General features: G+C 39.5%; 24 protein-coding genes. 13 read left to right on the forward strand and 11 right to left on the reverse strand.

Features of this window, described 5'->3' with window-relative positions:
* Nucleotides 1-19: 19 nt before the first annotated feature.
* Nucleotides 20-1,207, reverse strand: coding sequence for an acyl-CoA dehydrogenase family protein (locus EHO58_RS06885; protein WP_135628229.1), 1,188 nt, complete (start codon nucleotides 1,205-1,207; stop codon nucleotides 20-22).
* Between the two features lie 154 nt (nucleotides 1,208-1,361).
* Between EHO58_RS06885 and EHO58_RS06890 the strand changes: the two genes are divergently transcribed.
* From EHO58_RS06890 to rsmA, 9 genes are all read left to right on the forward strand, one after another.
* On the forward strand, nucleotides 1,362-3,800 hold the full coding sequence (locus EHO58_RS06890; RefSeq protein WP_135679446.1) for a glycosyltransferase family 39 protein: 2,439 nt from the start codon (nucleotides 1,362-1,364) through the stop codon (nucleotides 3,798-3,800).
* A 12-nt stretch (nucleotides 3,801-3,812) separates the two neighbouring features.
* Entirely contained in the window at nucleotides 3,813-4,109 is a 297-nt protein-coding gene (locus EHO58_RS06895) for an LIC10362 family protein (RefSeq protein ID WP_135628227.1), read from the forward strand.
* Nucleotides 4,110-4,205: 96 nt separating this feature from the next.
* A complete protein-coding gene (locus EHO58_RS06900) occupies nucleotides 4,206-4,967 on the forward strand; it encodes an electron transfer flavoprotein subunit beta/FixA family protein (protein ID WP_020769329.1) in 762 nt (253 codons plus the stop codon).
* A gap of 11 nt (nucleotides 4,968-4,978) precedes the next feature.
* Nucleotides 4,979-5,938, forward strand: a complete 960-nt coding sequence (locus EHO58_RS06905; RefSeq protein ID WP_135628226.1) for an electron transfer flavoprotein subunit alpha/FixB family protein — start codon at nucleotides 4,979-4,981, stop codon at nucleotides 5,936-5,938.
* A 32-nt stretch (nucleotides 5,939-5,970) separates the two neighbouring features.
* The gene (locus EHO58_RS06910) at nucleotides 5,971-6,561 is read left to right on the forward strand and encodes a LolA family protein (protein WP_100722044.1); all 591 of its coding nucleotides are present in this window, start codon (nucleotides 5,971-5,973) and stop codon (nucleotides 6,559-6,561) included.
* 2 nt (nucleotides 6,562-6,563) lie between these two features.
* On the forward strand, nucleotides 6,564-8,396 hold the full coding sequence (locus tag EHO58_RS06915; protein WP_135679447.1) for a hypothetical protein: 1,833 nt from the start codon (nucleotides 6,564-6,566) through the stop codon (nucleotides 8,394-8,396).
* On the forward strand, nucleotides 8,393-9,373 hold the full coding sequence (gene trpS / locus EHO58_RS06920; protein WP_135679448.1) for a tryptophan--tRNA ligase: 981 nt from the start codon (nucleotides 8,393-8,395) through the stop codon (nucleotides 9,371-9,373). Before EHO58_RS06915 ends, trpS begins: the two co-directional genes overlap by 4 nt.
* Nucleotides 9,374-9,438: 65 nt before the next feature.
* On the forward strand, nucleotides 9,439-11,328 hold the full coding sequence (locus EHO58_RS06925; RefSeq protein ID WP_135679449.1) for a ComEC/Rec2 family competence protein: 1,890 nt from the start codon (nucleotides 9,439-9,441) through the stop codon (nucleotides 11,326-11,328).
* Nucleotides 11,300-12,178 (forward strand): 16S rRNA (adenine(1518)-N(6)/adenine(1519)-N(6))-dimethyltransferase RsmA, encoded by an 879-nt coding sequence (rsmA, locus tag EHO58_RS06930; RefSeq protein WP_167483198.1) that lies wholly within the window; start codon nucleotides 11,300-11,302, stop codon nucleotides 12,176-12,178. Before EHO58_RS06925 ends, rsmA begins: the two co-directional genes overlap by 29 nt.
* A gap of 38 nt (nucleotides 12,179-12,216) precedes the next feature.
* Here rsmA and rsgA read toward each other — a convergent pair whose 3' ends face one another.
* The 4 genes from rsgA to EHO58_RS06950 form a co-directional block, all read right to left on the reverse strand.
* Nucleotides 12,217-13,344: a ribosome small subunit-dependent GTPase A gene (rsgA, locus tag EHO58_RS06935; protein WP_135679450.1), complete on the reverse strand. Its 1,128-nt coding sequence runs from the start codon at nucleotides 13,342-13,344 to the stop codon at nucleotides 12,217-12,219.
* Nucleotides 13,345-13,522: 178 nt separating this feature from the next.
* Nucleotides 13,523-15,046, reverse strand: coding sequence for an HDOD domain-containing protein (locus EHO58_RS06940; protein WP_135628221.1), 1,524 nt, complete (start codon nucleotides 15,044-15,046; stop codon nucleotides 13,523-13,525).
* Between the two features lie 85 nt (nucleotides 15,047-15,131).
* On the reverse strand, nucleotides 15,132-15,947 hold the full coding sequence (locus EHO58_RS06945) for an ABC transporter permease (protein WP_135679451.1): 816 nt from the start codon (nucleotides 15,945-15,947) through the stop codon (nucleotides 15,132-15,134).
* Nucleotides 15,944-16,861 (reverse strand): ABC transporter ATP-binding protein, encoded by a 918-nt coding sequence (locus EHO58_RS06950; protein WP_135628219.1) that lies wholly within the window; start codon nucleotides 16,859-16,861, stop codon nucleotides 15,944-15,946. Before EHO58_RS06950 ends, EHO58_RS06945 begins: the two co-directional genes overlap by 4 nt.
* A 99-nt stretch (nucleotides 16,862-16,960) precedes the next feature.
* On the opposite strand from EHO58_RS06950, the gene sixA reads away from it, so the two are divergent.
* Nucleotides 16,961-17,443 carry a phosphohistidine phosphatase SixA gene (sixA, locus tag EHO58_RS06955; protein ID WP_100708948.1) on the forward strand — a complete coding sequence of 161 codons (483 nt, stop codon included), beginning with the start codon at nucleotides 16,961-16,963 and terminating at the stop codon, nucleotides 17,441-17,443.
* Between the two features lie 21 nt (nucleotides 17,444-17,464).
* Here the strand turns inward: sixA and EHO58_RS06960 are convergent, their stop codons facing one another.
* Together EHO58_RS06960 and EHO58_RS06965 are read right to left on the reverse strand one after the other, a co-directional pair.
* Nucleotides 17,465-18,295 carry a penicillin-binding transpeptidase domain-containing protein gene (locus EHO58_RS06960; RefSeq protein WP_135679452.1) on the reverse strand — a complete coding sequence of 277 codons (831 nt, stop codon included), beginning with the start codon at nucleotides 18,293-18,295 and terminating at the stop codon, nucleotides 17,465-17,467.
* 34 nt (nucleotides 18,296-18,329) lie between these two features.
* Complete coding sequence (locus EHO58_RS06965; RefSeq protein WP_135628217.1) at nucleotides 18,330-18,587, reverse strand: LIMLP_16025 family protein; 258 nt, start codon at nucleotides 18,585-18,587, stop codon at nucleotides 18,330-18,332.
* A 121-nt stretch (nucleotides 18,588-18,708) separates the two neighbouring features.
* Between EHO58_RS06965 and EHO58_RS06970 the strand changes: the two genes are divergently transcribed.
* Both EHO58_RS06970 and EHO58_RS06975 read left to right on the forward strand, forming a co-directional pair.
* Nucleotides 18,709-19,749, forward strand: a complete 1,041-nt coding sequence (locus tag EHO58_RS06970) for an SMP-30/gluconolactonase/LRE family protein (protein WP_135679453.1) — start codon at nucleotides 18,709-18,711, stop codon at nucleotides 19,747-19,749.
* A 35-nt stretch (nucleotides 19,750-19,784) separates the two neighbouring features.
* Complete coding sequence (locus EHO58_RS06975; protein WP_135628215.1) at nucleotides 19,785-20,282, forward strand: acyl-CoA thioesterase; 498 nt, start codon at nucleotides 19,785-19,787, stop codon at nucleotides 20,280-20,282.
* Here EHO58_RS06975 and EHO58_RS06980 read toward each other — a convergent pair whose 3' ends face one another.
* The 3 genes from EHO58_RS06980 to EHO58_RS06990 form a co-directional block, all read right to left on the reverse strand.
* A complete protein-coding gene (locus EHO58_RS06980; protein ID WP_135679454.1) occupies nucleotides 20,283-21,779 on the reverse strand; it encodes an ArnT family glycosyltransferase in 1,497 nt (498 codons plus the stop codon).
* 22 nt (nucleotides 21,780-21,801) lie between these two features.
* Nucleotides 21,802-22,137, reverse strand: a complete 336-nt coding sequence (locus tag EHO58_RS06985; protein WP_020769420.1) for an STAS domain-containing protein — start codon at nucleotides 22,135-22,137, stop codon at nucleotides 21,802-21,804.
* A 180-nt stretch (nucleotides 22,138-22,317) separates the two neighbouring features.
* Nucleotides 22,318-22,902 carry a tyrosine-type recombinase/integrase gene (locus EHO58_RS06990; RefSeq protein WP_135679455.1) on the reverse strand — a complete coding sequence of 195 codons (585 nt, stop codon included), beginning with the start codon at nucleotides 22,900-22,902 and terminating at the stop codon, nucleotides 22,318-22,320.
* 257 nt (nucleotides 22,903-23,159) lie between these two features.
* Here EHO58_RS06990 and EHO58_RS07000 point away from each other — a divergent pair, with 257 nt between their 5' ends.
* A complete protein-coding gene (locus tag EHO58_RS07000; protein WP_135628212.1) occupies nucleotides 23,160-24,203 on the forward strand; it encodes an alpha/beta hydrolase in 1,044 nt (347 codons plus the stop codon).
* A gap of 1 nt (nucleotide 24,204) precedes the next feature.
* Here EHO58_RS07000 and EHO58_RS07005 read toward each other — a convergent pair whose 3' ends face one another.
* Nucleotides 24,205-26,580, reverse strand: coding sequence for an ATP-binding protein (locus tag EHO58_RS07005; RefSeq protein ID WP_244241090.1), 2,376 nt, complete (start codon nucleotides 26,578-26,580; stop codon nucleotides 24,205-24,207).
* Nucleotides 26,581-26,599: the final 19 nt, after the last annotated feature.

Here is a 26,599-nt window from a genome sequence, read left to right on the forward strand (position 1 = left end):
TAACTTTAAGATTTTTCGATCACATTCCTGAGCTTGCATATAACTTCTTTAAATCAGCAGCTATATTCTTTTGCATCGCTTCGTTTGTTCCACCGCCGATAGAAAGTAGGATAGCATCTCTATGTAATCTTTCTACAGGGTATTCTCTACAATAACCGTAACCACCCAATACTTGGATTGCGTTTCTGGAAACTCTTTCCGCCATTTGGGTAGATACAAGTTTCGCAGAAGCAGCTCCAAGTGAGTTCCGGTTTTCAGGATGGATCTTAGAAGCAACATCATATACCAATGCCCTTGCTGCTTGGTAATCTGCATAAGACTCTGCGAGCAACCTTTGGATCTGTCCAAATTCTATCAGTTTTTTATCGAAAGCTTCTCTATGAAGAATAGTATATTCGCACATCACATCAATACAACGTTTTGCAATTCCTAAAGATTGAGCTGCAAGAGTTACTCTTTCAATCTCCAGGTTTCTCATCATATGAGTTAAGGCCCCATCTTCCGCACCTATCAGATTTTCCGCAGGCACTTCTAAGTTTTCGAAAATCAATTGGGTAGTAGGAGAAGACCTCATTCCCATCTTTTCTTCTTTTTTGCCGAAACTGAATCCAGGAAAAGAGCTCTCTACTATAAAGGATGTAGTTCTGCGAGAGTCTTTGCTGGTTTTTGCATATACTAAGAATACCTGACCTACGATACCGTTCGTGATAAACTGCTTTCTACCGTTTAACACGAATTTGTCTCCCTTGCGAGTTGCAACAGTTGTCATTCCGAGAACGTCTGTCCCTGCTCCAGGCTCTGTCATTCCCATTCCGCCAACCCATTCTCCCGAGAGAACCTTGGGCATATATTTAGCTTTTTGGGAAGTATTACCGCTATGATAGAAATTGTTTACGAAAAGTACTTCATGAGCTAAATATGATAGAGTAAATCCAGGATCATAAGCGGAAAATTCCTCATGTATGATCACACTTGCAACAGGGTCTAGCCCCATTCCTCCGTCTTCCTGAGGAACAGTGACTCCAAAAATTCCTAATTCAGCCCCTAATCTACGAAACAGATCCTTATTAAAGGATTCTTCGTCGTCATGATCCTTTGCTTGTAGATCCAAATTTTCTTTCGCAAAAGCGCTTACATTTTCTCTTAAGGAAAGATGATCATCAGTTGGATTATATAGATCTATTTTTTTCTCTTGGATTCCCTTCATTCTAATTCCCTATTCAGTTTCAACTTAAGTATTGAAAACCCGCTGTAAATTGCAACCGAGTTACTGAACTTAACAATATTAAAGAAGACCAAAATCTTGATCCGCAAATACAAGCTTTACAAATCGAGTATAAGATATTATTTCGTATTAGGCAGTGATTTCCTTGGTAAATTTCTTATTTTTTTTAGGCATCATCCTAAATGTTTATTTTATATCGGTCATTCTTCATAAAAAAGGACTCCCACAACCCTTATCCAGAAATTTAGTCTCCTTTAGCCTCTCCATTTTATTAGCGGGATCTATTGCTCTTCTTTTAGTTTCATTCGAGTCTTACAAAATCCTATCAGTGGCATTGATCCAACTTTTAGTTTCCGGATCATTCGTCGGATATATATTCTTTCACAAGATTGATCTTAGATTAAACCCGATCTCAGGTTGGGACAAATCAGGAAATTTATTTACCAATGTCATCCTTGCATTGTTACTCCTAAGTGCTGGAGCAATGTATTCTCTTTTTCCTATCGAGTATATTAAGGGAGATAGGGATCACGGGGTTTATATAGTTTTTGGAAGTAATATCCAGAAAACGGGAGGTCTAAATTTTAATGATTTCCGTTACCAAGACCTAACCCAGATTTTGGGGGATAATATCATCCAAGGTTATCCTTCCATCCATTCAGATCATTCTCCCCTGGATCCGTCGGCCCCAATCGGCTCTCTCTCTCCCCGTTTCTATCCTCTCTTCCCAACGTATTTAGCCTTATCTGCTGATTTATTCGGGTTGGATGCGATGTTCCGAGTGAATTCAATATTCGGAGTATTATCCTTAGTATTTATATTTTTGATCGCGAAAAAATGGATTGGACCTTGGGGAGCATTGGTTGCGGTTTTTTTCTGCGCATTCAATCCAGCTCAGCTCTGGAACGTAAGAACAACTTTATCAGAGCCATTAGGGCAATTACTGATTTTATTCTCTTCCTATTTAGCTCTTTATTTTTTTCGTAAAGATAAAGGATGGATGGTTTTTGCAGGAGGCATACTAGGGCTAAGCAGCTTCAATAGGGTCGATAGTTTAATTTATTTTCCTGCGATTGTAATCTTTGTAGGTTATTTATTATTTTTAAGAAGAAAATCTCTTCGAAAAGGTTTAAATTTTCTCTTAGGATATTCCGCTATTTCAATTCTGGGAGTCCTTTACGGTTATATCAATTCCAAACCCTACATGATTGATTTATGGGAAGGCAACCAGTTATTAAAACTGACATTATTCTGTGTTTTTTCTTCTATCTTGTTATTCGTTATTTTGTCTTTTTCCAATTTAGAGATTGGAAAAAAAACCATCGAATCGATCAAAAATACAATTCTTAGAAAAAGAACAATATTTAGAATTCTTTCTTTTACTTTATTTTTTGTATTAATTGCTTTTGGACATTCTATCCAGCCTGTAATTAGCAATGCAGAAGGTATAAATGATATTTTATATTTCAAAAAGAACGGCTTCTTATTCTTCTTACTATATGTTCCTCTTGGTTTAGTCTTATTCGGGATCGGAGGTTATGATCTACTACTCTTCAAAAAGAAATCCTCCGGTTCTTTGGTATTTTTATTTTTAGGCTCCCTTCTCTCATTTGTTTATTTTTATGATCCTAGCATTAATGCGGATCATTTCTGGGCATCTAGACGCTGGGTTTTATTTCCCGTTCCTTTTGCATGTATCATGGGAGTAATAGGACTTTATTCTCTACCTATCAAAAAACAAACAATCAAGTCAGCACTAATCGTAGTAATCATTGCGGGTTATATATATCATCTTTATAATAGAGACAGATTGATATTTTTCGAAAGAATGTTATCCGGTTATTCCGAAGAATTCGAAAGATTATCAATATCTCTTCCAAGTGAAAAAGCGATTTATTTTACTAAAAAAGAAGACCTTGCCAGCCCTCTTCGTTATTTAAGCGGAAGAGATACTTATCTTATACACAAAACACGTCCTTTTTTAGAAAAGGCAAACCAACTGATCCAATCAGGCTGGAATGTATATTTAATTGACGAAGACTTTAATCTAGAAGATGGACCTGTTACTTTAGAAAAAGTAGATAAGATCAGTTTGGAAGGAAATTTTCCTGTAGATACTATCAATCGTTATCCGGATACTCTTATATATAGAGGAATCTTCTTACAGGTTTATAAATTAGGCGTAAGTTCTGCGTCGATCCAGAATAAGAAATCAATCTTTATAGACCCTTCTCAATTCACGTATAAGTTAAAGACGGTAAGATCGGAACGTAAGAGCCAACCGATTGTTTATGAAGAATTAAAAGGTTATGATCATTATATTCCCAAAGATCCTATAGGGAGATTTAGAGCTGAATTCGAAGGAGAAATCCTAGACCAAGCAACCTTCAGTGTAACTGCTAACCAATCTACTTCCCTAATCTTTCCTGAATCCCCCGGAATTGGAGATTCTAAGAAGATGAGTATAGAATTCTCAGTGGAAAATTCGGAAACAGATGATGTACAGATCAGATTCCATACCAAAAAGGACAGACAAGCTGTTCTAAAGTCCCTGCAATTATCTAGAATTCCCTGAACGAGGATAAACATGCTGTATTCTGTCGTATTAACTTTGATTTGCCTTCTCGCTTTGGTTCTCGCGGTCCGCAATCTAGGAAAATTTCCTAAAAGTTTAGAAGAGATTCGCTCAGAGATCGAAGCTTCATTCGCTACTCCTTTTAGCGGAAAGTCTTGGATCTGGTTCTTATTTCTGATCAGCTTTTTCCTTTTACCATTTTTCTGGGGCCTAACCTTCTTCCTTCAATCGGATGCGAATGTGTTGGTTATCATTTTGGGATTATTTTGGATCTATTTTTGGAGCAGAACACTCATTCTGTTTCGATAGGCTAGATTTCCCGAATACGTGCAAAAAAGTAGTTTGCATTCAAGCTTTTCAGAAATTTCGTGTTTATAGCCCTATTTATTTGGAGAACGAAAGTTCATGAAGATCATCGTTTTAGTGAAACAGGTGCCTGACACCGAAACGAATATCAAAGTCGGGGACAAGTCCATCAATGAAGCCGGAATTAAATGGATTATCTCTCCGTACGACGAATTCGCAATTGAAGAAGGACTTAGATTACGCGAGAAAAATGGTGGAGAGGTTATTGCAGTCTCTCTAGGACCAGATCGCGTTCAAGAGTCTTTACGCCAAGCATACGCAATGGGAGCGGACCGTGCCGTTCAGATCAAAGTGGACAACTACGTTCCTTTCGACACCGTCTTAACCGCAGAATTGATCGCAAACTTCGCGAAAGCTGAAAATGCAGACATCATCATCGGCGGACGCCAATCTATCGATAGCGATAGTTCCCAAGTAGTGATCCAAGTCGCAGAAGGACTCGGAATCGCTCATATTTCTTTCGCAGTTAGTTTAGAGATCAGCGGAACTTCCGTAAAAGCTACTAAAGAAGTAGAAGGTGGAACCCAAGTTGTGGAAACCAGCCTACCAGTAGCAATCACTGCTCAAAAAGGATTAAACGAACCTCGTTATCCTAACTTGAAAGGTTTGATGGCAGCTAAGAAGAAGCCTATCGAAACCAAAACACCTGCAGATTTAGGAAATCCTGCAAGCAAGATTGAAGTAGTGGGACTGGAGCCGCCTCCACCTCGTATTCCTGGTCGCAAGTTAGAAGCGGCTGATGCGAAAGGTTACGCTGAACAATTAGTAAAAGCTCTTCGCGAAGAAGCTAAGGTTATCTAAGGAGAACACCCGTGAGCAACGTTTTAATCGTAGGCGAACTCAAAAACGGAGAACTCAAAAAGATCTCCAAAGAAATCACTTCCGCTGGCCGCAAAATTGCGGACGCACTCGGAGGAAAAGTTACCGCTCTTCTCATCGGATCCGGAGTTGAAAAATTCGCAGGAGATCTGGGAGCAGTCGGAGCAGACAGCGTAGTTACTGTAAATGCAGGAGACTTCAACGCGGAAACTTGGGCGAATTTAGTAGCCGGAGTTATTAAGGAAAAAAATCCTTCCGTAGTTTTAGTTCCTCACACTTCTCAAGGAAAAGATTATTCTCCAAGAGTAGCTGTAAAAGTAGGAGCAGGGATCATTGCTGACGCAGTTGGTCTTTCTGTAGACGGCGGAAAAGTAGTGGCTAAAAAGCCAATCTACTCCGGAAAAGCATACGGTAATTTCAAAGTTACCAGCCCAATCGCTATTTTCACTGTTCGTCCAAACTCTCAAGAAGTAGTACAAAAAGCTGGAGCAGGCGCTGCTGAAGCTGCAAGTCCATCCGCAGGAGACGCGAAAGTTAAAATCGTATCTTCCGATCTAAGCGGCGGGAACAAAGTTCAATTGGCAGAAGCTTCTATCATCGTATCCGGCGGACGCGGAATTAAAGGACCTGAAAACTGGCCTATTCTCCAAGGTTTGGCGGACATTTTAGGTGCAGCTTTAGGAGCTTCCCGTGCTGCGGTCGATGCAGGCTGGATTTCCCATAGCCATCAAGTGGGTCAAACTGGTAAAACCGTTTCCCCGAACTGCTATATCGCATGCGGAATTTCCGGAGCGATCCAGCACTTGGCCGGAATGGGCTCTTCCAAGTATATCGTGGCTATTAACAAGGATGGAGACGCTCCAATCTTCAAAGTAGCTACCTACGGAGTCGTAGGGGACCTTTTTGAAGTCGTACCGGCTCTGACCGACGAGTTTAAAAAAGTACTTGGATAATTTCGTCTAATGAAGCCATAGTAGGAACGATTATGGCTTCATCCAAGGGTATCTTATCCTTTTTGGGTGCCGCAGCTCTACTGGTCTGCGGCACTTCTATTTTATCCGATCCTGGCAAGGAAAGGTTAAGCAGTGTCATCGGAAAGATGGCAGAAATTTCCAGTTTTCGGGCGAGTATTACGATCAATAACGAACTCACCGGAACTCTTTCTTATCAAAAACCAAATCATATACATGTGAAATTTTCCGACGGAAGAGTTATCGCCTCCAACGGACGTTATCTTTGGTTTTATTCCCCTTCCAGAGGAATTGTAGGAAAACAAGACGTAAAAGGTATGACCGGTGGAATGGCTGGCCTACTTTCCGGATACGAAGAAGTGACTCCGGTGGGAGGTTCACTTCGACTAAAATCCGCGACAAGGACTTACGAAGAGATTGTTGTCACTTTAGGTCCGGATAATACTCCTCGTTCTCTTAGAATGAAGAGTAGATCCACCGGAGAATATACCTCCGTAAGTTTTTCCGGAGTCCAAACCGGTATAGGTTTACCAGCGTCTCTCTTCAATTTCGGAGCACCTGCAAACGCGCAAATTGTGGAGAATCCGCTTAACGAGAGGGAATAAGTTTGTCTACTTCTCGCACAGACGCCCATAAGGTCTTCGCAGACCTCTATCGAAAGACACGTTCTCCGGAACACCAACAGAAGATAGACGAAGTCATACAAAAATCGAACGATATATTCATACGTATCGACTTGATGAAAAAAGTCGACGAAGAGTTCGAACAGAAGAAAAAAGAAGAATCAGGTAAAAGACCGGAAGAAGAGGATAAGTCTTCTAAATCATCTCAAGGCTCGGCTACTTCTTCCAAAACAGCGCCTAAACCTGTAAAAAAACAACCGGATTCTGGACCAGGTTTAGGATTCCTAGCTAACCTTTTTGGTGGAAATGCGAATATTACAAAATTTGCAAAAGATACCGGAACTGTTGAAGTAGGTTTCCTCGGAAGAAATTCTAAGATCGCTCCCTCTGTAGAAAGATTATTTAAAGCATTAAAAGAAGATCAGATCATTTCTACATTACAAGCGCTCAGACTTGCGGAAAGCCAAGGCTGGAGACATTGGAGACCTTTAGTTTATAATGTTGTTTTGAATTTTAATAAATTCTTTAATAATTTCATCTCCTTAGATTCGTTATTTATCGACGAAATTTCTCCGGAGATCTTTTTAAACAGATCTTTGAAAATGCAGATGTACTACGCTCGTCATCTTTCCAGAAACGACGCCAGAGATATTATCTTAGGTCATGTTCCGGAGTTAGTGAAGAAGGACGAAAAATTATCCGTAAAACTTCCTTCTATCATCTCCGGACTGAATTACGGATTAAATTTAGAAAACGGAAGACCTAAACTTACGGATGCAATCCGAGCATTCTATGTTGTATCCAACAAAAAGGTGATCGGCTGGGAAGAAATATTAGATTCTTTGAATGTTCCTCCGATTAACGAGACCAAATTCCAAGGATCTCCCGATATCACCAAAGAAGTAGAAACAACATTGATCAAATTGTCAGATGATATTTTGACTAGGATGAACAAAAAAGAAGAGTTACACGGCTTAAGACAACGTTATTTCAAAATCGACGATAACGGAAAGATCTCTTTCGATTTCTTGAACGGGGTCGTAGACGATTATTTCGCCCACCATATGCCTGAAAATATGAACTCTGCGGCATTCAAGTCTTCCTACAAAGGAATGCCTCATAAACTGATCCATATACTTCTCCGAGACTTTCAATCCTGTTACACTCCTATTTTAGAAGGAACAGTCAAGATAGGGACAAAAAACCATAACAGGGACGTATTGGTAACCCAACCGGGTTTATTCAAAGCCGAAATAGAAGAGATCAATAATCTTCTGAGACAATTGGATGCATTCAATAAGAAGTATCCTAGCTTTCAGTATACCTTCTCCAATTTTAACCAAAACACTTCCGGCGGATCAGTCGAAGATCAGATCACGGTAAACTTATTAAGATTACTTTCAGAAGCTTCCGCATTCATGGGGAAATTCGCAGAGAAGATCAACGTATTAGTTGAAAACCATCTATTAGCGAAAGATTACGAAGCTAAAGGGCAATTGAACGAAAGAGTTTTAGCTTCTAAAGAAAAAGTCTTAGAAGAAGTGAAAGTCCTTCATAGATTTTTACCATATTACGATTCTACGATGGTATCCGGAAATCGTTTAAACAGTAAAACGTTAGAATATGTTTTTGTGGATATGGCCCAATTACTATTTAATTACGCCGTCATTTATAAAGATAAGTTTACCGTAAACAAACTGACTGCTCATAGAAAATTGGATGCGGAGCTAAGCGCATTAAAAGCAGAGTATGAGCGCCTTTCCGGAAAAACTTTCGACGATCCACAAAACCGATTCGCTTCCTCGGAGGAACAATGAGGATATTGACCGGGGTACAACCTTCTGGTAAATTACATTTAGGAAATTACTTCTCAGTTATACGCAAGTTAGTCGATTACCAAAACAAGTCCGATCTATTCTGTTTTGTAGCTGACCTGCACGCATTGACCACTTTTAGTTCCGCCAAAAACCAAACAGAAAATACTTATGATGCTGTTTGCGATTTTTTAGCGTTAGGCATCGATCCTGATAAATGTGCATTCTGGATCCAATCAGAAGTCCCCGAAGTTACTGAACTCACCTGGTATCTGAGCATGTCCATCACTGTTCCTAAATTGGAATTGGCCCACTCTTATAAAGATAAGGTCGCAAAAGGAATCGTTCCGAGCGGAGGACTTTTCTTTTATCCTGTGCTAATGGCAGCGGATATCCTTGCATTTAACAGCGATAAGGTGCCTGTAGGAAAAGACCAAAAACAACATTTAGAATATGCAAGAGATATTGCGGAGAAGTTTAACTCACAATATGGAGAAACTTTTAAACTTCCCGAACCTGAAATAGATGAGGAAACCGCGATCGTGCCGGGAGTAGACGGAGCGAAAATGTCCAAATCTTACGGAAATACGATCAACTTTTTTGATGATGAGAAGAAGTTAAAAAAATCCGTAATGGGAATACTAACCGATTCCGCCGGAGTGGACGAAGCAAAAGATTATGAAAAAAGTATAATATACTCTATTCATTCCCTTTTCTTAGATGAATCCGGCAAAAAAAATCTTCAATCCAGATTTACAAATCCTGGAACCGGTTATGGAGATCTCAAAAAAGCATTATTAGAGACCGTCTTAGATTATTTCGGCCCTTATCGAAAGGAAAGAGAGAAGATTGCAGCTGACCCTGCTTATGTAAGATCCGTAATGAAAAAAGGATCAGACAAAGCGAGAGCGGCTTCTTCTCAAATTTTAGATAATGTAAGAGGAAAGCTGGGAATCGGGATCTCAAAAGTTTCAGTTTAATATCAGATTTTGTGGTGGAATGAGAATTCCGCACACGATTCAAATTTTCAAAAACAGGTATTCGTATGGGCGAATACTTGGAACAAAACTACCAGGACTGGGTCCCTTCTTCTTCATTTTCCTATTTAGTTCTCGGACTTTTATCGACTTTATTTTTAGATGTTTTCTTTCCTGACCAGGTACTGATTTGGACTGCAATACATTCAATTAGTATAATATTCTTTTCCTTTTTATTCTTCGGCAAAAAGGCCCCATACTTTTCCTGGGGAGTGATCCTATTCTTTGTTTTAGCAATTTGCGGTTATACCAAAAGATCCGCTCCTTTTTTAGAAAAATCCGCTTCTTGGAAAAAAGAATTTTCTCAAAAAATCAACCAAACCCTAGATAGAGCAGAAATACAAGGCAGAGTCAGAGAAATTTCATTGGGTTTAGTTTTAGGAGATTCAAAAGGTTTAGATAAAGAATTTAAGAAAAATGCTAGAGAGGGAGGGATTTTACATTTATTCGCCGCATCCGGCTTACATTTAGGAATTTTAATTGGATGTATGTTCGCGGTGCTGAAACGAATTCCATTCTTAGGATATTATATTCCAAGAATACTTCCTGTATTATTCGGATTATTATATTTGGCCTGTTTGGGTTTTCCAATCTCACTCGCAAGAGCTTGGATATTTTCTGCCTGGATACTTTTACAATCTTTGTTTTTTAGAAAGTCCAAACCCGCAGATCTATTAATTTCTTCGGCAGGACTAGTTTATATTTGGGATCCTGTTCGCTCATTTGGAGTTTCTTTTTTACTTTCTTTCGGCGCAGTTTCAGGCATTCTACTTCTGCTTCCAATTTTCCAAAAATGCTTTCCTCCAATATCGGAAGATAAAACGATCTTAACTAGATTTATCGGATTTTGGAGGGAAAATCTTTTAGTTTCCTTATCTGCGGGGATTGGAACATTACCTTCTTTAATTTATTATTTCGGGAGTTACAGTTTCGGGTCACTCGGTTTAAATCTGATCTTAGTTCCAATATGCGGGATTCTACTCCCTCTATTATATTTTTCTTTAATATTGGAATCGATATACCTCTCCTTATTTGCACAACCCGTATGGAAAATCGTTTTATTTCTTTTAGAAATTTTGGAAAAAACAACTCTCTATTGGGGAGAATCTAATTGGAATTGGATCCATTATTATAGAGGGAACACAAAGTTTTTTGGATTAGGGATCTGGTTTTTATTCTTACTCTTCTTATTCCTCTGGAAATTACTTCCTTCTAAAAAAATAGAAAATTCCAAATTAGATCTTTCTAATTCCGCAAATAACAAATCACTTACCAATCCCATTCTCAAAAATATCTGGATCGCAGGATTTTGTATCTGCTGTGGTTTTCAATTCTTGTTGGCAAATTCCTCCAAATGGATCAGGCTTCCGGATGTATTCTTCGGAGATAGATTCACCTTTTTCCTTCAAGAAAAGAATAGATTAGTACTCGCAGGAAAATGTAAGTATAGTTCCAAAATTCTTTACAAGTCATTAGGAAAAGACCCGGAAAGATTCTGTACAAGTTCAAAAAATCTAAACGAGATCTATATAGAACATGAATCCTGTTTAGATTGGGTTTCGGAATGTTTGAAAAGAAATCAAAATCTATCTTTGAAATACGGGGGAAAAGAAAAGCCAAAGATAGCAGGTTTCGAAAATTGGATCTTAATTCCTAAATTAGTAGAATTTCATCTGCCGGACTCTGAACAAAGGCTGATTCGATTCGAAATCGGAAAAGATTCATTAATCACCTTGGCAAACCGGACAAAAAAAGGAGAAGGGATCATACTCATCCTTCCAAGATTTGGGATCAAAGAAGATCCGAGAGAATGGAATCGATTTAGAAAACAGCTTGGAATCGCTCCCGGTTGGAAGTTTATTGGAAGTGATGAGCTCCCCGGAATACCCGTTTTATAAACCGAATATGATCCGGGAATTCTTATCGGAAAGGTCTTCCGCTCCTCTTAAAAAATGGGGACAAAACTTCCTCATAGATCCAAACGCTGTAAAAACTTTATTCTCTAGCGCAGAACCCGAACTCTTACAAAAATCCGAACTGATCTTAGAAATCGGCCCGGGCCTGGGGGCACTTTCCCATATACTTTACGGACTCGGAAAAAAACTGAGATTATACGAAATTGATCCAGTATATTATAAATGGCTAAATGAGTTTCTTCCAGGAACTGAGATCATTTTAGGAGATGCAAGAGATACCTTATCGGACCAAGAGAATAGCTCCTGTTTTTTATTCGGTAATCTTCCCTATTATATTACCTCGGAACTCATCCTTCTTTCTTTGGAAAAACTTCCTAATTTACAAGGGGCGGTCTTTTTGGTCCAAAAAGAATTCGCTCAAAGGATTACTAAGGAGATTTCCTCTCTTTCCATTTATGCGGGAGCTTACGGAAAATTCCAAAGTAAAAAGACAATCAAAGCAGGATGTTTTTACCCTTCTCCCAATGTGGATTCAAGTGTTCTTACGTTTGTTTCAGACAAAAGATTTTCTAAAAAACAGTCCTACCAAGTTTTAGAAATTTTATGTAGAACCTTATTCTGGGGAAAAAGAAAAAAGATAGGTTCTTCTATCAAAGAAGCTCCATTAGATTCTTTTTATCCGAACGGCCTTCCTCTTCCAATCTCCGAAGAAAATTTAAGATCTAAACTGAAAGAATGTATAGAGACCGCAGGAATTTCTTCGGATAAAAGGCCGGAAGAATTAAAAGCAGAAGACTTTTATAAGATTGTAGACCTTTTTCAGATCGATTAAATAGAGCAGAGGAGAATCTCCCCTGCTCTTCTCAAAAACTAACGATACCTTTCTCGATCTCGTTGTTGTTGCATTCTTTTTTGTTCTTTGTGGATGGACTTCCACTTCGCTTTTTGTTCTCTGAATTCAAGAGAGTTTGGAGCACTCAAGTTCGCGGTCCTTTCCAATTCTCTTTTAAGTTTCAGATAACTTTTAAATCTTTCTTCCGAAATTTTTCCCAAGTCGATCGCAAGTTTTACTCCACAATCAGGTTCACTGATATGAGAACAATCTTGGAATCTACAATTAGAAGCTGCCTCGAAAATTTCAGGAAAGGTTTCTTCCAACCCGGAACCGTCGGACCAAAGTTGGATCTCTCTCATACCCGGAGTATCCAAGATCCAAGCGCCTGAATCCAAACGAAACATCCATCTATTCGTGGTGGTATGTCTTCCTTTCGAATCCGATTCTCTGACTTCGTTTACCGATCTGATTCTTTCTCCGATCAATAAATTTAGAAGAGAAGATTTACCTACTCCGGAAGATCCGATAAAAGCAGAAGTGGATCCGTCTTTCCAAAACATTTCCAATTCTTCCAAACCTTCTTGTTTATGATTGGAAATCGAGAATACTTCTACTCCAGGACAAGATTTTCGAACTATGTCTATCTTCTCCTTTAGTTCTTCCTCTCTGTCTGAATACAAATCTTTCTTTGTTAGTACAACTACAGGTGTAGCTTTACTCTCCCAGATCTGTATCAAAGTTCTTTCCAATCTTCTTGGTTGAAAGTCACCATCTAAACCGTGCAAAAGAAAAATTCGATCCATGTTTGCACAGATAGGATCCGGTTTTAAGGTTTCTCCTTTGGTTTTTCTTACGAGTAAACTTCTTCTCGGAAGAACCTTATGGATTAGATATTCTTCTCCGCTTAATTTTGTGGTTAGGACCCAATCTCCCGCAACAGGTAAGTCCAAACTAGAATCCGCATTAAAACGAAGTGCACCGGTTAACATTCCGGTACCTTCTTCTTTTATACTTTCTAGTTCGAGACGAAACTCTTGTCCCTGTTCTCCGATAATTCTCGCAGGAACCGGGTCGGAGATACCTAGATCCTCTGAAATTTTCATAAATTCTTTTTCTCTATCCGCATCCCATACGGATAAATTCAAAGATGGTTTTTGATCCATTTATTTTGCCCAAACCTATATGCATAGGTAGTCATAAGACTTATTTTATGTAACTCCCCCGTGATACGAGGGTCCTTTGAGGAAAAGGTTGTAAACAATCAGGCAATCATATGCAAACTTAACTTTTAGACTTTCGGGCTTATATAGAGTTGTAAAGTTTTTTTTGAGAAGAAAAGGATCAGCTAGAGTGTTTCTGGAAGGCTTTATATTCTTCTATAACCTTCTTACCGAACTCCAACCATTCCTCGTCTTTTTTAAAACCGAAATGTTGGAGCACTTCCCAGTGAATTGCAGCGGGATCCGCCTTTCCATCCAGACATTCTATGATCCAATCGGATAAATAGACCGCAAATACAACATCTCTGGATTCTTTTTTGGCCATCAATGGTCTATGATGGTATTCGGCAGCCACCTTGATCGTGTCCGAGAAATTCCATTTTTCACAGATCATACCTCCTAAAGAAGTATGTGTGATACCGAGTGCAGCTTCTTCCAAACCTAGAGTAGAAGGTAAAAGTTTTTTGCCGGAAATATCGGTTAACTTTTCGATCGTATCACCTTCTAAAGAAAGTAAGAGTACAAGTCCTATATTATGAAGAAGTGCGGCACAAACCAGATTGGTCAGGAATGTTTTCTTCCAGCCCATTCTTTCTCCGAGTCTTCTGCAAATATAAGCCGAAAGACTGGACATTTCCCAGATATGTTCGAACTCTTTGTATCTTTCTTCCAGGATCTTTTTAGTTCCAAGGCTCAGAAGAATATTATTTAATTCTGATAGACCTATCAGCTTGATCGCATCTTCCAATGTTTCCACTTTTCTTCCTTGTGCAAAGGAAGCGGAGTTCGCAAGTTTCAAAATATTGGTAGATAAGGAAACGTCTCTTCCGACTTGTTCGGTGATCTGCTGGATGGAAGAATCGGGCTTATTGATCAGACTCATGATCTGATTTAAGTTTTCCGGGAAGGTAGGAAGTTTATCTATCTCTGCGATAATTTCCACAGTACGTTGGTACGAAACATTTCGATGTTTGTAATCCAAAGGAATTTTGATATAAGCGGAAGTGATCCCGCCTTCTGCCTTTAATTTATATGAATCAGCGGCAATCCCTTCGTTCTTTAACATCAGAAGAGACATTGCAAGTCCAAGACCGGCACCTTCGGAATCGTCGGCATGGTCTGCAAAAACCTCTCCCAAATCGTTATACTCTTTACTCTTACCGATCCTGTTCTCTACACGTTTTAATTCTTCCGCAATAATAGGGGCGTTATTAGAGACCCTCATAAGGAAGCTAGTTCGATTGAAAGCAAGAGTGATCAAACAATGGAATTTAACTTTTTCCAACAAGGCAGCATATCTTTCCTTGTCCTTGATCATTTCCTTTTTGAAATTCGCCATCCCTCTCACGTAATCGTCGGGATTAGAAATGTTCAGATTGTTTTCGGCAAAAAAGATACGTTTGGAATTTGCCTTAACGGCGTTCATCGCACTTTCTCTTAAGATAGAAAAAACGGATTCTTTGAGGGAGATCGCATCCAAGTAGACCAGGTACCTGTCCAAAAGAACGCTGATTAGTTTATCCACACTTTTGTTCAAAGTGGTAAACCGAATATAGAGAGGATTTAGCTTTTCAATGCGTTCGTTTACGTTACGAACGCTCAGATAGTATCCTTCCTTTTCGAAATGGTACCAGTTTATATTCATTTTCGCTCGGCGGAAGGGCCTGCTATATCCTACTGCTGAGCAGGTTTTGTCAACCCTAGATTAAATTCCCCGAATCCCTTAGAGCCTAAATCTCTTTGTGCCGAGTGCTCAACCACAGAGTAGATTTTAAAATTACGATCCATGCTCCTACTTGGACGAATGAATAAGGTCCGTAGAAATTTTTAGGATCAGCCTTACCCAGAAAAAGCGCAAAAGAATGATAAAAAACAGTCCCGACCTGGGGCAGAACCCAGTAGATCGTTTTTAGAACGAATTTTTTGATATCGCTCGCTTCCGCAGACATATCGATATTTTGGTTATAGGCCACAAAATCCAAAATGCAGCTAAAAAGTATAAGTCCGAGAGAACTCACGATCGCGAGAGACTGATTCGAGAACAGAGTCACCAACAGAACCAATAGAACAAAAAACGAATACACCAACATCATGGTTCCCTGATACCAAAGGAACTCCCAAGGAATTTCCAAAGAGAACCAAGAGCTGATCCCGAAAGCAAGAAACACAAATAACACCACGCATACAAGCAGCGTGAGTCCCTTACTTCCCACATAAGCGAACGGATCCACCGGGCGACTCAACCAAAGAGTATGGACCTGAGAATCCATGTCTTGGCGGAGAAGGTCCGAAGTTAAGATCACCAGAAATACCAAACTCCAAAAAGAAGTCAGGATAAAATACATATAAGAAGAAACACCGTGACTGGTCTCTCCTCCTACGGAAGTAGTACAGGTCCATTCCCCCAAAAGGAAAAATCCAAGCAGGGAAAAATAAAAGAAGATCGCCTTACGTCTGAGAACCTGGACGAACGTTAACCGAAGCAGAGTTCCAATCTGTCGAAACGCAGAGGAGATAAAAAATTTGAAATCGGTTTGAGAGCTCAATTTGATCCTCCATTTTCGGTCCCTTGGGTAAGTCTGAAGAATACATCTTCTAAAGATTCGGTCTTTCTTTCGTAGAGGAAAATTTCCGCACCCTTCTCCACTAAAATTGCGGGAAGTTTTTTCAGGTCCACTTCCGGTTTAGGACGTATGTCCCAAATCTTTCCATCCTTTTTATGTTCCAAAGAGATCTCTTCCAAATAAGATTCAGGCGCTGATTCTAGACGAATACGTATCCTATCCTTTCCTTGTTTTAATTCGTCCAGCTTGCCCTGAGCCATTAAGTTTCCTTTGTGAAGGATACCAATCTCGGTACAGATCTGTTCCACTTCTAACAAACGATGGGAGTTGATGAGGATGGTAACCCCTCTCTTCTTATTCTCTTCTAAAATTAATTCTCTGAATTCTTTATAACCAGCAGGATCTAAACCTGTGCCGGGTTCATCTAAAAGTAAAAGTTCAGGCTCTCCACCGAGCGCATTCGCAAGTCCCAATCTTTGGAGCATTCCCTTGGAGTAAGTGGAAATTTTTCGATCAGCAGCTTCTGCTAATCCTAACTTTTCTAAAAACTCCGTACTTTTCTTTTTTGCAATGGAAGAAGGTAGCAATGCAAGTTTGAAACTCGCTTCTAAAAATTCTCTCCCACTCAAATAAGTAGGGACCGCCATCCTTTCCGGAAGATAACCTATCTTAGTTCTAGCAAGAGGAGAAGGTTCCAAACCTAAAACTTTGCAGTAACCTTCGGTCTGTTTGGAGAAACCAAGTAGGATACGGACCAAGGTAGTTTTACCGGCTCCGTTCTGACCGAGTAGACCGAAAATCCCGCCTTGCGGAATTTTCAGATCAATTCCTTGTAATGCTTTTACTTTCGGATAAAATTTGCGTAGGTGCTCTATTTCAATTGCAAATTGAGGCATTCAAAAATCCTTAGACCAGGTGCCGGAGACGATAGTTCCATTGCTTCTCGAAGCAATCCTTTTTATTAGAACACGTATCCACAATTTTACATTTATTCTATGAAGATCATCATAGCCAGACATGGGGAAGCCGATCCCAATTCGGAAGACGGCAAAGATTCATCTAGGGTGCTTACTCCCAAAGGAATCACAGATATAGAAAAGATGGCTCGGTTCTTTCAAACCGGTTTTAAGATCAAAAAGATCTATCATAGTCCTTACGTTCGCACGAAAGCCACTGCGGAAATTTATTCCAAAATTTTAAAACCTGAATTAGAAACTGAATCGGCGGAATACCTTCTTCCTGGCGAAGATTATTTTAGGATCTGTCCTCTTCTTAAAGATAATTCAAACTCGGATGCAATCCTTTTAGTGGGCCATAGCCCCGACGTAAGTGTGTTTGCAGAAACTCTTTTGGGAATTTCAGGAGTAGGAAAATCTTTCCTATTTACTCCAGGCTCTGCACTCGCAGTGAATATTCCTCGCGAGAAATTCCAGGGAGGACAGATCATTTGGTTTGTATCTCCAGACTTTCTCTGCTGAATTCCTATTTTTAAACTCCCTTCATTCCAAACTCGGAACCTTACACCCTGTTAATTCATAAAATCTATTGATCGTTCCGGTTCTGGATCCCGATTTGTTTCTATTTAAGATGGTATAAATTATATAATCATTTTCAGATTTGACCAAGGCTCCTTGGAACCAAAAACTTCCTTCCCAAGAACCTGTTTTGCCATACACTCTAACAGATCTATCCGTACATTCGGACCAGAAAAGTGTATTTTCCCATTCTTCCATAATGCCCTTACTAAACCCGTAACCATTTTCAAAAATTTTGGACCAAGAAGAATGTACAGCCTTAGGAGTTAATTTGATCTTACCCCCATGTTTCAAACCCGCAAGATCGATCCACCAATCCTCCACTTTGGAATTCGATTTAGAATTTTCTAAATAACCGATCTTACGAAGAGTAAGATCCAGTTTTTCTTTTCCTAACTTAGGAAAAACTTTTTCAAAATAATCATTAGAAGAATAAAATAACGCATCTCTTAAATTCAAAAGTCTAGGAGAATTAGGAATATGTTTGTCTGCACATTCTATCTTTTCTTCCGGATCAACGATATGATTCTCGATTAAAGATAAAACCAGATACGTTTTAAAGGTAGAAGCAGGAGAATATTCCTTTTTCAGAAATTCGGATGCACCGTAAACTTTTTCAGTCCTCGATTTATCCGAACGTACCTCGGTCACAAGGATCAACTCTTCAGAGTTAGCTATTATGGTCTTTGGAGAAAAATTTTGAGAATTTAAAGGAGTTAGGAGAAAAAGAGAAGAGAGTTGAAAGAGTAAAAATCGGCCTAGAGCGGAATTCTTTTCCTCTGAAAATTGAAACATGATCGTTTCCTATTCGAGGGGAAAAATCCGCCCATCATTTCTTTAAAAATTGTTTTAAGATATTCTCACGAATCTCTTCTATTTTCACGATTCCCCAAGCCAGAGGAACTTTGAATTTCAACGCGTTATCGCTCAGGTCTTTTTCTCCCTGTGCTTTAAGCTCGTCGAATCTCTGCTCCACCTTCTCCTTTCCATCGTTTAAGTCCGCGAGAAGTTTATCGAAAATCTCTTTCGAAGTCTGGACGGCCCCAATCCCGGCATTGATTATATCGTTTAGTTTTTGGTTGTCCATGCCTTGCTATTCCTTTTTAACTCCATTTTTATGCACTGCACAAAAATTGCAAGAATAAAATTCCTGCTCAGGCCTTGAATCTGATTGCCAGTGCCGGATTTAAGGCAGATCTTGGGACCCCATGCGAGTTTCCATTCTACCCTTAGTATTCGTCGTTTTAGGCCTGTTATTCAGCAATTGTTCCGGGGACATCAAAGATATCCCCTTAAAAGGCTGCTCCAAGATTTCCGGAATGCCCGGCCCGGAAGATTTAGCAATCGATAGAGATGCAGGATTATTATATATATCTTCCCACGAAAGAAGGGTTAAAGATCAGGAAGGAAAACTTTACTTTTTGGATCTGAACTCTTCTACACTCGAACCAAAACTACTGGAAACTGAATATCCTAAAAACTTCAGACCTCATGGGATGAGTCTCTTAAACCAAAACGGAAAGTACAGATTGTATGTGATCTCTCATATCACATTGTACAAAGAACATTCTATAGAAGTTTTTGAAAGAACGGAAAAACCTTCCGCAAAATCTAAGGCAGGAAAATGGAAACATATCCAAACTCTGCAAGATCCTTTGGTTACAAGCCCTAACGATCTGTCAGTTGCATCCGAAAATGAAATTTTTGTTTCTAATGATCATGGAGAAGGAGGATTTATGCTCTATCTATTCCATGATCTTTTTAGAATGAAACGTTCTGAGATCGCTTACTATGACGGAAAATCTTGGTCTTCTTTAGGAAATCCTGTCTCTTTAGGAAATGGGATCCTTTATGTAAAAAGGCCAGATGGAAAAGAAATTTTATACAGATCCGCTTTTAACGAAGGTACTGTTTTAAAATTCGATATCAAAAGAGAAAACGGAAAGATCGTATTAGGAGAACCTAAATCGATATTACTCGGAAGCGGACCGGACAACCTGGAAATAGACGAAAAAGGTACCATATTCACGGTTACTCACCCTTCTGTGATGAAATTCCTAAAACATGCAAGCAATGGAGAATCACATTCTCCTACTAAAATATTTACGATTTCTCCGGACGATTCTATCAGAGAAATTTTTTCTAACTCTGGTGAATTGATCTCTGCGGGAAGTACTGCACTTTCATATAAGGAAAGGGTGTATATCGCTCAGGTATTCAACGATTTTATTTTACAATGCCAATTATAAGAACGTAATATTAGGATCGTTAGTCTAAGTTATAGATGTCGGAAGAAATCTCAAAAACACCGAAACAATCCGCCGCGGAAACCAGGCATATCGTTATGCCTGACCACACCAACCATTACGGTACCCTTTTCGGAGGGACCTTAATGTCTTGGATAGACTTGATCGCTGTCATGGTCGCTCAAAGGCATTGTGGAAGAGAGGCTGTCACTGCGAGTGTAGATAAACTGAATTTTCTTGAACCGATCTCTTTGGGTGATCATGTGATCCTAAAAGCTTCCGCGAATTATGCGGGGAGATCTTCCTTAGAGATAGGCGTGCAAGTCTCTAAGGAGAATCCGTATACCGGGATAGTGACTCGCGCAACTACCGCGTATCTCACATTTGTAGCATTGGATGAGAATAAGAAACCCTGTCCTATTCCTAAAATAAAACCGGAAACGGAAACAGAGATCAGAAGATACGAGAACGCGATCTTAAGACAAGAGGCAAATCGGAATCTTGTTAAAAAGATTAAGGATAACGGAAAAGTTTAATTATCTTCTGCGATATATCTCTGCTTCTACATTTGCTACTTTTCTAAGTGTAGAAGGTTCCGCAGTAATCCTGAATTTTCTGAATTTAGAGGAATTCTCTTCTAAATAAGCCTGAACGAATTCGTTTCTTTTCTGACGGTCCGAAAATACGAATGTATCGATTGAATCCAAGGTTTGGATAAAATCTTCTTTCGGGATAGGAAGTTCTCCAGGAATAAACTCAAGAATTTTCAGATTCGGATATTCTTTTCGAATATGGAAGTACGGATCCGGAATTGCTTGTAGATACATCTTTTTAGAACCTTTTAATTCCGGTCCCAAAACCTCATAGAATCTATCTTTTAGATCGAATTCCGGATTTCCGAATCCAATCCTTTTATAAGCATTCACTAAAATTGCTATATTGGAAAATACTAATATAGCTGCGATGAACTGAACCCTTCTGCTTCTGATCCTTTCAAAAAAGAATCCTCCCAAAGCGGACAAAGGAATACACAAATACATCACATAATAATATTCTGTGGATAAGATCAAAAAGAACAGAATGGAAACTGTCCAAGCTGAGAAAAAAAATGCCGACTTAGGTTTGTCCTTAATTTCTCCTCTTACCACCCATAACCCGTATGCAAGAGCCAGATAAAAGAATAGTCGTAATCCCGGAGATTCATATCCGCCCAATAATACTTTGATCTTCGTGATCGGAGAGAAAGACTGGAATAGGTCTTTTTTGCGTCCGAACTGTGCTCCGAACTGGTAGAAAAAAATTCCCCAGTCAGGATGGATCCAAATTCCCCAAGCGAGAATCGGCAATGCACCACCCAACCAAAACATCCAAACCTTCCATGCTTTTGCTTGGTGGATCAATAGTAATGCAGGTACTCCGAAAATCGCGCCGAATGGATGTGATAAAAATGAGATCCCTAAAAAAGATCCGGCTAAGAATGTTTCATATTGTTTGAGCGGAACTTCTCCTTTCCATCTTGCTTTTCTTGCAAGTACTAGTAAGGATAGAAGTGCCCAAAACAAACAGAGAGCTTCCATTCTCGCAGTCCAACCCACTCTTAAGAACAGTAGATCGGTGAATAATAGTAAGGAAGCGCCTAACCTTGCAATCGGAGAATAATCGAAAGTTTTTAGAATGAACCAGAAGATCCAAATACTCGCAACGGATAAGATTGCAGCGAATAATCTAAGAACTTCGAGGCCTTCTCCCCAAAATTTGACAACCAAACCGTTTAATAAAAAGAAAATCGGCGGCATCCAAAGTGTTTTGGTTTCCATTCCTTTTACTAAACCTTCTAGCACGTCTGTCCGGAAGAGTCCGTTCTTTGCAAAATCTAAGGAAGGAGAATAAAATAAAACTTCGTCAGGCCATACGGGTGGGAACTCCAACCCGGAGATCCTAAATATCAAAAGTGAAAGGATGGATAAAAAGAAAAGACCGATGAGTCCGTAAATTTCGGAAGATCGGTCTTCTGTGCTAGCGGGGGAACCCATGATACAAAGCGCCCCCGGCTGATTATTTTAAGGTAGCTAATGCTTCTTGTTCGGTTTCGTAGACTTCGAAAAGATCCAACAATTCCACAACGTCGAAAACTTTTTTAACGTTAGGAGTGATATTGCAAAGTTTAAGTTTTCGATTCTGCTTTTCTAGCTCCCGGACCATTCCAACAAAGATCCTGATTCCGGAAGAAGATATATAAGAAATATTTTGCAAGTTAATGACGATATCACCTGTTCCAGCTTGGACGTCGTCTAGAAGTTTTGCTTCTACCTCGTCCGAATGAGTGATATCCAGCCTGCCATCTAATTGAACTAGGGTATGTTTCCCTACTTTTTTCGTTTTAATTTCCAAGCTAGGCTCCGAGCGACGATCCATAAGATCAAATTCCGACAAAGAAAATTTCCTTTTTTAGTTACAAAAGGGGAACGGAAAGTTCGCCGTAGACTAAAATAGTGAGGAAATGGGGTTTTACAAGAATTTTTTCCCATCTCCTCTATTCTACTATAGTTGGAAAATCCTAAATTTTGAATATTATGCCGCTGATCCGTTAATTTCCTCCAATGGAAATTTTTTGAGCGGGACCTGCTTCGGTTTCTGCCCTAACAAATCCTTCAAGGATTTTTGGGAAGAAAGCCCCAACTGTTCCTGGATACTATCCAGGTCCCAACCCGCCTCAATCAGGTGAGAAGCTAAACTTCTCCTTAATCTAAAAACTGAAATCGAAAGACCCGTCATTTCCTCTAGCTTAGAAAACATTTTTTGAACGGTCCTGGGGCGAAGTTTGCCAATCCTACCCGAAAACAAAAAGTCCTCTCCCTGTTTGCCCTGAGAAATAAACCATAAATCCCTTCGTAATGAATACGGAATGGAAGGATTTCTGGGGTTTAAAGTTTGGGAATGATGGATCAATATTTTATGATGGGACCAATCCAAATCTTCCACTCTTAGGGAGACCAACTCGGAAAGTTGGAGCCCAAAAGAATACAACATTCTAAACCAAAGGTAATGGTTTTCGTGAGTTCTGGATGCGTTTAGAAGTAGCCGGATCTCTTCCTTACTTAAGGCTGGATTGTCCTCAAGCAGAGTTTTGGTTCTGCTTCTTTTCTCTTTTTTCATTCGAATACCCTAATGTGAACATATGATTTTTTTTCTCGGAGAATGGGATTCGTGAAAATGCCTGCAAAGTAGAATTCACCATTTCGATCGGCTAATCTGCGGAATAGTGATTACCGGGGGTTCGGAATATGGAAGGTACGGCGGAATATGGATTCCCCATTCCGCGCAAAGGGAGAAGTCTCCCGACTGTTCCCCGACTTTTCAAATCGTCATAAAATTGTTATCCGATCTTAACGATACCGGGGTTGGATACAAATATGAAATATTTCTGGAAGGCTGCCAAGTTTGCCCTTCACTGCCAATTACCCACTCCTCCTAAAGTTGCAGAAGAGGAGATCACAGTTAAAACGGATCAATTCGAAATTCCCGCAATTCTTTATACTCCGAAAGGAAAATCCTGCGGAACCATTTTAGCAGTAAATGGATTGGCCTACCTGGGAAATAAGGACCCTAGATTCGCGGCAGTTTGTAGATCCGCAGCAGCAGTGGGATATACGGTTATTTCTCCTTTGCTTGTAGAAGTTACTCAGTTCAGAATTCGAAAAGAAACTGTTGAAAAGATAAAAGATCTGATACTTCATATCTCTTCCGATAAAAAATATTGCCCGGACCAAAAACTGTCTTATATAGCTCCTTCTTTTTCGGGAAGTATGGGATTAATCGCTGCTTCCGATCCTGAAGTAGGAAAAAAGATCTCCTCAATTCTTACAATCGGTGCTTATTGTGATGTCCAATCCACTTTGGATTATGTGATGACTTCCGATGAGGGAGACGAGTATGGAAGGATGATCCTTCTTTATAATTTTGTAAAGTATGCTCTTAAATCCGAAAACCAAGAATTAGAATTCGCTCTTAAAGCATGTGTTCTGGACGGAAGTTTTTCCAGAGAGACATTGGAACTACCTACCGTTTTGGAAAACATCAGCGCTGAAAACAAAGAAGTATTTTTCAAACTTAGAGAAGATAAAAGTTTTAGAGAAAAAATCTGGAAAGAGATCGTAGCCAACGCAGGATCTCAAAGTTCATTTTTACAAGAACTTCAGGTAAAAGATAAACTTCATCTTTTAGATTGCCATGTTTCTATCGTTCACGGTTTGGGAGACAATGTGGTTCCTGCAAAAGAGGCCGTGATCTTAAAAGAAAATCTTCCTCGCAAAAAATCCAAATTGGTATTAACACCTTTGATCTCTCATGGAGATGTTGGAATTTCTTTGGCTCAGTTGCCTGCGATCTACGATCTAGTGCAGGGCTTTGCATTCTTCTTTAAGAATGCAAAAGTGAAAGAAAAAAAAGCGGCTTAATTCAAAAACTTTTCGTGTAAAAGAATTCGATCAGGTCTCGGATCTTATATGGTTTTTCGAGAAGATCATTAATCCCCAAAGCGGAAAGTTTTTCTTTAGTTTCATTTCCAAAATCTGTTCCAGAGACAAAAATTCTCAACTCCGGGCATTCTTTTTTGATCGTTTCCAAAAATTCCAAGGTTGAAAGAAATTCAAAATCCAGATCGACCACAGTTAAAACCGTAGTTGATTTGAATTTGTTTAATATTTCTCGAGCCTTTTTAGTATTATCAGCACTGATCAATCTGAATCCCAAAGATAACATTTGGTCTTGTAGGATTTCCGACAAATAAGGAGATTCTTCCACTATCAACATGATACCGGTAGAAGTTTGAGAACCTTTTCCTGTGTTTTCAACAAATCTAGAAGTTCTAGTTTTTGCTACTGGGAAAAATAATCGAATGCTAGTGCCCATTCCTAAATGAGAACTAACCTGCACCATTCCTTCATGGTTTTGCATGATCCCGTAAACCATGGACATTCCGAGTCCACTTCCTTGGGTCTTAGTCTTTGTGCTAAAGAACGGTTCAAAGATCCTTTTTCTGGTCTCTTCGCTCATTCCTTCTCCATTATCCGAAACTTCTATACAAAGATATTCTGCAGGTTCAGAAAGTGGAAAAGATTCTCTAATATTCGCACCCTGTACTTCAAATGCACGTATGGAGATTTCTCCTCCTTCCGGAAGTGCATCTCTTGCATTCAAACAAAGATTGATAAGGACTTGCTCCAACTGAGAGTAATCTCCTACGATTGTACGAAGTCCTTCTTTACATTCTTTTCTGAATTTTATTTTTTCGGAGAATGTAGGGACTAAAAGATCTACCGTTTCATTTACCAATTGGTCGGCTAGGATTGTTTTAAATCCTCCTCCTCCCTTTCTAGCTAAAGAAAGAAGTCTACGAACTATAATTGCTCCCCTTGCGGCCGCAGCATTAATAGAACGGGACATGTCCATAAGACTCGCAAATTTGGAAGACTCCAATTGCATTTTAGTCGCGTACCCTGAAATGATCTGAAGAATATTATTAAAATCGTGAGCGATCCCTCCTGCCAAAGTCCCGATTGTTTCTAATTTTTTAGATTCTATTAATTGGTCTTCCAGCTTGCGACGAAGAGTATCATCCAATAGATATCCTCGTATAGAATCTATACTTCCTGATTTATTGAATGTAGCAAAATAATTTCCAGTTGTATGGATAGGTAATCCATTCTTCTCCTGAAAAAATTCTTCATGAGTTTCTAATCTGGAGCTGATCTGTATTTTTTGTAAGAAGAAGGAATAATCATCGTAAGAAGGAAAAAGGTCCGCAAAATTTTTGAGAGAAACTTCCGTTTGTGTTTCGAAACCGAACATTTTTAGGAAAGAAGTATTGGCAGCCAGAATATTCCCGGAGCTATCAGTGATAAAGTTTGCAGAAAGATTTTCTTCGAAAAATTTTCGATATTGTTCTCGGCTCTGTAAAAGTTTACCTTCTATCCTTCTTCTTTTTTGCAGCTCCTTTCTGGAATCGCTTGTAGCCCTACCTGTGATCAAAGCAACTACGCATAATATCCCTAAGTTTACTAAGAAAATAAGTTCCTTATCATCTTTAAACCATTGGTAATGTTCGGAACGACCGAATAATACCGGAAATACCAAAGTGACGACCTGCACCCAAATATTTGCAGTCAAAGCCATTGTAATCCCGTATCTTAATGCGGCCCAAAGAACGAATAACGCGAATACGAACCAGTATTCTAAAGTAGGAATAATTGCACCGAAAACTCCGCAAAGTAAAAATACTGCGATAATTTCCGCGATCTTTCTCGGTTTTAGGTTTCTGAGTCTGCTTCTATCCCAGCTTGTTTCCCTATTTTCCCAAGCTCCTTCTGTTCTTGCCCAACCTTTGAGTTCCATCCAAGGGGTTGCCCATAACAGTATCGGAACTGAAACACTTAATGTATCGAATAACGTAGCGCTCATTCCCTGCAAAGAGGATATGAGTAACTTGTCTTGAGGAAGATCTCCGAATAATACGAGACCTTCTGCCACTAAATACCCGTTACATATTGCGGCGGGGAAGGCCACCCAAAGTAAAAAACGAACAGTCTCTCTTAGATCAGGAAGCCAAACTTTTCCTTTTCGTAATTTGATGAAGAAGAGCCAGGAAATTCCCACCGCAAGTACTTCCCAGAGACAATAGATAGGATATTTATCCACATCATGAAGTCCCCAAAGGTTAGCACTGAACAATGCGTTGGCATACATTGCGGGTAACGTGCGCGCCGGTCCCCACCAAAAACATAATATGATACCGATAGGAATAGGAAGATAAGATATGGAGATCCCTGTATCCACTTGGAAGGCTAAGGATGCC

The organism is Leptospira selangorensis, from assembly GCF_004769405.1.
GTDB lineage: Bacteria > Spirochaetota > Leptospiria > Leptospirales > Leptospiraceae > Leptospira_B > Leptospira_B selangorensis.